This is a genomic window from Mesorhizobium sp. M7A.F.Ca.CA.001.10.2.1, from assembly GCF_003998575.1.
GTDB lineage: Bacteria > Pseudomonadota > Alphaproteobacteria > Rhizobiales > Rhizobiaceae > Mesorhizobium.
Genome location: NZ_RZQY01000288.1, coordinates 1 through 7,198, shown reverse-complemented (window position 1 = coordinate 7,198; position 7,198 = coordinate 1). Strand labels below are relative to the sequence as shown.

The 7,198-nt window shown below is 63.0% G+C and carries 8 protein-coding genes and 1 pseudogene; 8 read left to right on the top strand and 1 reads right to left on the bottom strand.

The window, feature by feature from the left end; genetic code table 11:
* Positions 1–331, top strand: a pseudogene (locus EN964_RS18925) (primosomal protein N'); the annotation flags it as partial.
* A gap of 24 nt (positions 332–355) precedes the next feature.
* Here EN964_RS18925 and EN964_RS18920 read toward each other — a convergent pair.
* Positions 356–622, bottom strand: a complete 267-nt coding sequence (locus tag EN964_RS18920) for a type II toxin-antitoxin system Phd/YefM family antitoxin (protein ID WP_236382932.1) — start codon at positions 620–622, stop codon at positions 356–358.
* A 69-nt stretch (positions 623–691) separates the two neighbouring features.
* Here EN964_RS18920 and EN964_RS18915 point away from each other — a divergent pair, with 69 nt between their 5' ends.
* From EN964_RS18915 to EN964_RS18885, 7 genes are all read left to right on the top strand, one after another.
* On the top strand, positions 692–1,387 hold the full coding sequence (locus EN964_RS18915) for an aspartate/glutamate racemase family protein (RefSeq protein WP_127267281.1): 696 nt from the start codon (positions 692–694) through the stop codon (positions 1,385–1,387).
* 95 nt (positions 1,388–1,482) lie between these two features.
* A complete protein-coding gene (locus EN964_RS18910; RefSeq protein ID WP_127267282.1) occupies positions 1,483–1,878 on the top strand; it encodes a DUF4345 family protein in 396 nt (131 codons plus the stop codon).
* Between the two features lie 246 nt (positions 1,879–2,124).
* Positions 2,125–2,685 (top strand): F0F1 ATP synthase subunit delta, encoded by a 561-nt coding sequence (locus EN964_RS18905; protein ID WP_023762496.1) that lies wholly within the window; start codon positions 2,125–2,127, stop codon positions 2,683–2,685.
* Entirely contained in the window at positions 2,685–4,214 is a 1,530-nt protein-coding gene (gene atpA, locus EN964_RS18900) for a F0F1 ATP synthase subunit alpha (RefSeq protein WP_127267283.1), read from the top strand. Before EN964_RS18905 ends, atpA begins: the two co-directional genes overlap by 1 nt.
* Before the next feature lie 31 nt (positions 4,215–4,245).
* On the top strand, positions 4,246–5,130 hold the full coding sequence (locus EN964_RS18895) for a F0F1 ATP synthase subunit gamma (RefSeq protein WP_127267284.1): 885 nt from the start codon (positions 4,246–4,248) through the stop codon (positions 5,128–5,130).
* A gap of 70 nt (positions 5,131–5,200) precedes the next feature.
* Positions 5,201–6,796 carry a F0F1 ATP synthase subunit beta gene (gene atpD, locus EN964_RS18890; RefSeq protein WP_164748765.1) on the top strand — a complete coding sequence of 532 codons (1,596 nt, stop codon included), beginning with the start codon at positions 5,201–5,203 and terminating at the stop codon, positions 6,794–6,796.
* A gap of 113 nt (positions 6,797–6,909) precedes the next feature.
* Positions 6,910–7,198: F0F1 ATP synthase subunit epsilon (locus tag EN964_RS18885; RefSeq protein WP_127276618.1), on the top strand; the 289-nt coding region annotated here is incomplete at its 3' end.

Genomic DNA, 7,198 nt, shown 5'->3' with positions numbered 1-7,198 from the left:
CGAACGTGGGATCGCCGAGCGCGAGCGGGCCGCACTGCCGCCCTGCGGTGGGCTCGCCGGCGTCATCGTCAGTGCGGTGACGCGGGCGGAAGCCGAGGGCCATGCACGCGGCCTGCGCCGCGCCGCGCCCGAGGCGTCAGATCTGTTCGTGCTGGGTCCAGCCGAGGCGCCGTTGTCCCTGCTCGGCGGCCGCCACCGCTTCCGTCTGCTGATCCAGGGCGAACGGCGCGCCGACATGCAAGGTTTTATTCGCGCGATGCTTGCCAATGGGCCGAAGCAGCGCGGCTCGGTCAGGGTGCAGGTGGATATCGATCCGCAGAGTTTTTTGTAGTTGCCGGGCGCTTGGTAGGTGGATTCAAATAGGTACGTCGGGCGGCTCAAAACTCGGCATCTCGTGACGGCGATTCGTTTCGCTCAAATTCGATGCCGCCGGGATACCGAGTAACCAATCAGCCAAATTTCTCCGACTGTCTTGCGGATAGAGCTTTCGCCCTTCATCGTCCGGGACGATCATGGCAGCCGGCCTGCCGTTTTCTGTGATGATGGTTGGCTCGCCATTTCCCGCGGCCTCCACAATTGCCGAGAGTGTCGCCTTGGCCTGCTGAAGCTGAACGGTTTTCACTGCGACCTCCTTGTGGTCTCATGTGTTTATAGTATCGAGGATCGCCTAGGAAAAGGAACAGCTCGCGCAATGAAAACCCTTGGCCTTCTGGGCGGCATGAGCTGGGAATCGACGGCCATCTACTATCGGCTGCTCAACGAGATCGTGCGCGAGCGGCTGGGCGGCTTGCATTCGGCCAGGCTTCTGCTCTGGTCATTCGACTTCGCCGAAATCGCCGAGCGGCAGCATCATGGCGACTGGGATGGCGCCGGTGTGCTTCTCGTCGAAGCCGCACGCAAGCTCGAGGCCGGCGGCGCGGAGGGTCTGCTTTTGTGCACCAACACCATGCACAGACTGGCCGACCAAGTGCAGGCGTCGGTGTCGATCCCGCTGATCCACATCGCCGATGCCACCGCGGTGGCGGTCAAGCGCGCCGGCATGCAGCGTCCGGCACTGCTGGCGACGCGCTTCACCATGGAGCAGGATTTCTACAAGGGCCGGCTCGCCGACAGATTTGGCTTGAACCCTGTCGTACCCGATAGTGCCGGGCGCGACATGGTCCATCGCGTCATCTACGACGAGTTGTGCCAGGGCATCGTCAAGGAGACTTCAAAGGCGGCCTATATCGCCGAGACCGAGCGCCTGCGCCGCGAAGAGGCGGCCGACAGCGTCATCATGGGCTGCACCGAGATCACCATGCTCATAGGCGAGCAGGATTTCGACATCCCGGTCTTCGACACGACGCGCATCCATGCCGAGGCGGCTGTGGAATTCGCGCTCGGTTGATGCGCGCCGCCTAAAGTGCGTGGATCCATCTGGCGCGCTTCTTTTCCTCCGCTAGAATGCCCGGAATTTCAAAACAGGCATTTCGAGGGGACAAGATGGATTTTGCGCTTCCATGGCCGACGAGCCAGGGCGAATGGCTGGCCTGGTCGAGCGCCGTCGTCACCGTGCTGCTCGGTCTTTTGTTTTTTCTGGCCCCTGGCCTCGCCTTCCATGCCCTGCGCTTGCAGGTCAAACCAGAGAAGGCTGCGGCGATCGCCGAGGGGCGCGGCAGGATGTCGGGCTTCTATCTCGGCGTCGGCCTGTGCTGTATCCTGCTGGCGCAGCCGCTGATCTACATGGCGCTTGGCTTCTCCTGGCTGTTCACCGCCTTCGGCCGGCTGCTGTCGATGATGTCGGATGGCGCCAACACGCCTTTCAATTGGGTTTCCATTGTGGTGGAATTGGTGCTGGCGGCGTTGCCGCTCGCCTTTGCCTTCGGCTTTCTGCCTTGAATCGTTGGGTATTCCGCGATGGAAGACGGGTGACTTTCGCCGGATGCGACAATAGTGCCTGAAAACCATGCGGAACGACGCATTGCGGTCTTAAAATGCCTGTGCTAGACGGCAATCGACTTTCGGCCGGGGATAGCGGAAGCCGCGTCTCCGTGCTTGAAAAAATGCAGTAAGGTCAAAGATTTAGCCAGAGTTTTTGCTCGCGCCAACAATCTACGGCCTGTCAGACAAGAGAAAAGACGGTCCGTGGCTCAATCGTCATCGCCAATCTCAGGTGTCGCAGAACGCTATGCGGGTTCGCTGTTCGAACTCGCCCTGCAGGCAAATTCCGTGGCCAAGGTCGAAGCTGACCTCAACAGCTTCGAAGCCATGCTCGCGGGCAGCGCTGATCTCACCCGGCTGATCAACAGCCCGGTGTTCTCCAGCGAGGACCAGGCGAAGGCCATCGCGGCAATCGCCGACAAGGCCGGGATTGCCGGCCTCACCGGCAATTTCCTGCGCGTCGTCGCCCGTAACCGCCGGCTGTTCGCCATTCCCGGCATGATCAGGGCGTTCCGCCAGATATCAGCCGAACATCGTGGCGAGACCGCTGCTGAAGTGACGTCGGCTCACGAACTGACGGCTGCCCAGCAGACCGAACTCAAGGCGGCGCTGAAGAGCGTTGCCGGCAAGGACGTGGCTATCTCCGTCACCGTCGATCCGTCGCTGCTCGGCGGGCTGGTGGTCAAGATGGGCTCGCGCCAGATCGATACGTCGCTCAAAACCAAACTCAATTCGCTCAAGCTTGCACTGAAAGAGGTCGGCTGATGGACATCCGCGCCGCGGAAATTTCCGCAATTCTGAAAGACCAGATCAAGAATTTCGGCAAGGAGGCCGAGGTCTCCGAAGTCGGACAGGTGTTGTCCGTCGGTGACGGTATCGCCCGCGTCTACGGCCTCGACAATGTCCAGGCCGGCGAAATGGTCGAATTCCCCGGCGGCATCCGCGGCATGGCGCTCAACCTCGAAGCCGACAATGTCGGCGTCGTCATCTTCGGCGCCGACCGCGACATCAAGGAAGGCGACATCGTCAAGCGCACTGGCGCCATCGTCGACGTCCCCGTCGGCCCAGGCCTGCTCGGCCGCGTCGTCGACGCGCTCGGTAATCCGATCGACGGCAAGGGTCCGATCAAGGCGGTCGAGCGCAAGCGCGTCGACGTCAAGGCGCCCGGCATCATTCCGCGCAAGTCGGTGAACGAGCCGATGTCGACCGGCCTCAAGGCCATCGATGCGCTGATCCCGGTCGGCCGCGGCCAGCGCGAGCTGGTCATCGGCGATCGCCAGACCGGCAAGACCGCCATCATCCTCGACACGATGCTCAACCAGAAGTCGGTGCACGACAACGGCCCCGAGAAGGAAAAGCTCTACTGCGTCTACGTCGCCGTCGGCCAGAAGCGCTCGACCGTCGCGCAGTTCGTCAAGGTGCTGGAAGAGCGCGGCGCGCTCGAATATTCGATCATCGTCGCCGCCACCGCTTCCGATCCGGCACCGATGCAGTTCCTGGCGCCGTTCGCCGGCGCCACCATGGGCGAATATTTCCGCGACAATGGCATGCACGCGCTGATCAGCTACGACGATCTGTCGAAGCAGGCCGTCGCCTATCGCCAGATGTCGCTGCTGCTGCGTCGCCCGCCGGGCCGCGAAGCCTATCCGGGCGACGTCTTCTACCTGCACTCGCGCCTGCTCGAGCGCGCGGCCAAGCTCAACGACGATCTGGGCGGTGGTTCGCTGACCGCGCTGCCGATCATCGAAACGCAGGCCAACGACGTGTCGGCCTATATCCCGACCAACGTGATCTCGATCACCGACGGCCAGATCTTCCTCGAGACCAACCTGTTCTTCCAGGGCATTCGTCCTGCGGTGAACGTCGGTCTGTCGGTCAGCCGCGTCGGTTCGGCCGCGCAGATCAAGGCGATGAAGCAGGTTGCCGGTTCGATCAAGGGCGAGCTTGCGCAGTACCGCGAAATGGCGGCCTTCGCGCAGTTCGGCTCGGATCTCGATGCCGCCACCCAGCGCCTGCTCAACCGCGGATCGCGCCTCACCGAACTCCTGAAGCAGCCGCAGTTCTCGCCGCTGAAGACGGAAGAGCAGGTCGCGGTGATCTTCGCCGGCGTCAACGGCTATCTCGACAAGCTGCCGGTCAACCAGGTCGGCAAGTTCGAGCATGGCCTGCTCAGCCACATGCGTTCGGCCGGCAAGGACGTCCTCGAAGCCATCCGCAAGGAAAAGGCGCTGTCGGACGATCTGCGCGCCAAGCTGAAGGCCGAGATCGACGCTTTCGCCAAGACCTTCGCCTGAGCGAATTGCAAGACGGGATCAGGTTTGAAGCATGCCTTCATTAAAAGACCTTCGTAACCGTATCGCCTCGGTCAAGGCGACGCAGAAGATCACCAAGGCGATGCAGATGGTCGCCGCGGCGAAGCTGCGCCGTGCGCAAGAGGCTGCGGAAGCGGCGCGCCCCTATTCGGAGCGCATGGGTTCCGTGCTGGCCAACATAACCCAGGCAATCGGCGGCGGCGGCGATGCCCCGGCGCTGATGACCGGCACCGGCAAGGATGACGTGCATCTGCTCGTCGTCTGCACCGCCGAGCGCGGCCTGTGCGGCGGCTTCAATTCGCAGATCGCCCGCCTTGCCCGCGACCATATCCGCAAGCTTTTGGCCGACGGCAAGCAGGTCAAGATCATCTGCGTCGGCAAGAAGGGTTTCGACATCCTGCGCCGCGACTACGCGTCGATGATCATCGACCGAGTCGACCTGCGCGAGGTCAAGACACTCGGCTTCGTCAATGCCGATGCCATCGCCAAGAAGGTCATCCACCTCTTCAACGAAGGCGGCTTCGACATCTGCACGCTGTTCTATTCGCAGTTCAAGTCGGTGATCAGCCAGATCCCGACCGCGCAGCAGATCATTCCGGCCGGCATTGCTTCGGCTCCTGCCGAGGCGATTGATGGCGGCAACGCCGTCTACGAATATGAGCCGGAGCCGGGCGAAATCCTCTCCGACCTCATTCCGCGCAACATCTCCGTGCAGGTTTTCCGGGCGCTGCTCGAAAACGTGGCCGGCGAAATGGGCGCCAAGATGAGCGCCATGGACAATGCGACGCGCAACGCCGGCGACATGATCAACAAGCTGTCGATCACCTACAATCGCCAGCGGCAGGCGCAGATCACCAAGGAACTGATCGAAATCATTTCGGGCGCCGAGGCGCTCTAGGCGTGGTTCGCGGGTCATCGACCCGCGACTGGACCGCGTGAGAAACAAAGGACGAAAAAGGGTAAAGACGATGGCGAAAGCAGCGACCCCCCAGAAGGCAGCCCCCAAGGCCGCAGCCGCGAAAACCGCAGCCCCCGCGAAGGCGGCGGCAAAGGCTCCAGTAGCAGCCGCGAAGGCCGCCCCGGCCAAGGCGGCAGCACCGGCGAAGGCCGCCGCTGCCAAGACATCGGCAGTGGCCAGCAAGGCAACCGGCGTTGTCGGCAAGGTTCGCCAGGTCATCGGCGCCGTTGTCGACGTGCAGTTCGGCGATCACCTGCCGGCGATCCTGAACGCGCTCGAGACGACCAATGTCGGCAACCGCCTGGTGCTCGAAGTTGCCCAGCATCTGGGTGAAAACACCGTGCGCTGCATCGCCATGGACTCGACCGAAGGTCTGGTTCGCGGCCAGGAAGTGCGTGACACCGGCGCGCCGATCACCGTGCCGGTCGGCCCGGGCATGCTCGGCCGCATCATCAACGTCATCGGCGAGCCGGTCGACGAAGAAGGCCCGGTCGACGCGACCGAAATGCGCTCCATCCACCAGCCGGCTCCCACCTATGTCGAGCAGTCGACGGAAGCACAGATCCTGATCACGGGCATCAAGGTGCTCGACCTCTTGGCCCCCTACGCCAAGGGCGGCAAGATCGGCCTGTTCGGCGGCGCCGGCGTCGGCAAGACCGTGCTGATCCAGGAACTGATCAACAACATCGCCAAGGCGCATGGCGGCTATTCGGTGTTCGCCGGCGTCGGCGAGCGCACCCGCGAAGGCAACGATCTGTATCACGAGTTCATCGAATCCGGCGTCAACAAGAAGGGCGGCGGCGAAGGCTCCAAGGCCGCACTCGTCTATGGCCAGATGAACGAGCCGCCGGGCGCGCGCGCCCGCGTCGGCCTGACCGGCCTGACGGTTGCGGAATACTTCCGCGACCAGGGCCAGGACGTGCTGTTCTTCGTCGACAACATCTTCCGCTTCACGCAGGCTGGTTCGGAAGTGTCGGCTCTGCTCGGCCGTATTCCTTCGGCCGTGGGCTATCAGCCGACGCTCGCCACCGACATGGGCGCGCTGCAGGAACGTATCACCACCACCACCAAGGGCTCGATCACGTCCGTGCAAGCCATCTACGTGCCCGCCGACGATCTGACTGATCCGGCGCCGGCGACCTCGTTCGCCCACCTTGACGCGACCACGACGTTGAACCGCGCCATCGCCGAAAAGGGCATTTATCCGGCGGTCGATCCGCTGGATTCGACCTCGCGCATGCTCGACCCGCTGGTCGTCGGCGACGAACACTATGGCGTCGCCCGCCAGGTGCAGTCGATCCTCCAGCGCTACAAGTCGCTGCAGGACATCATCGCCATTCTGGGCATGGACGAGCTGTCGGAAGAGGACAAGCAGACCGTGGCCCGCGCCCGCAAGATCGAGCGCTTCCTGTCGCAGCCGTTCTTCGTCGCCGAAGTGTTCACCGGCGCGCCGGGCAAGCTGGTCGACCTCGCCGACACCATCAAGGGCTTCAAGGGCCTCTGCAACGGCGACTACGATCACCTGCCGGAAGCCGCCTTCTACATGGTCGGCGGCATCGAGGAAGCAGTCGAGAAGGCACAGCGCCTCGCGGCTGAAGCGGCATAATTCAGGGAATAGGGAGTAGTCAGTAGTGAGTAGGGAATAGCAGCTGCGTGATGTGGGCCGGTTAGGGCCACTTACTACTGACTAGTTCCTATTCCCTACTCACTAAATTGATCATGGCTGAAGCTTTCAAGTTCGAACTGGTCTCGCCGGAACGCCTGCTGGTTTCTGAGCAGGTCGAATCCGTCGTCATTCCGGGCGCCGAAGGCGAGATGACCGTCATGGCGCATCACGCCCCGGTCATGACCACGATCAAGCCGGGCGTCGTCACCGTGAAGACCGCGGCGGGCGGCGAAGAACGCTATGTGGTGTTCGGCGGCTTCGCCGACATCGTTCCGGCCGGCTGCACGCTGCTGGCGGAATCGGCTGTCGCCGTGAAGGATGTCGACCGCGCCGATCTCGCGC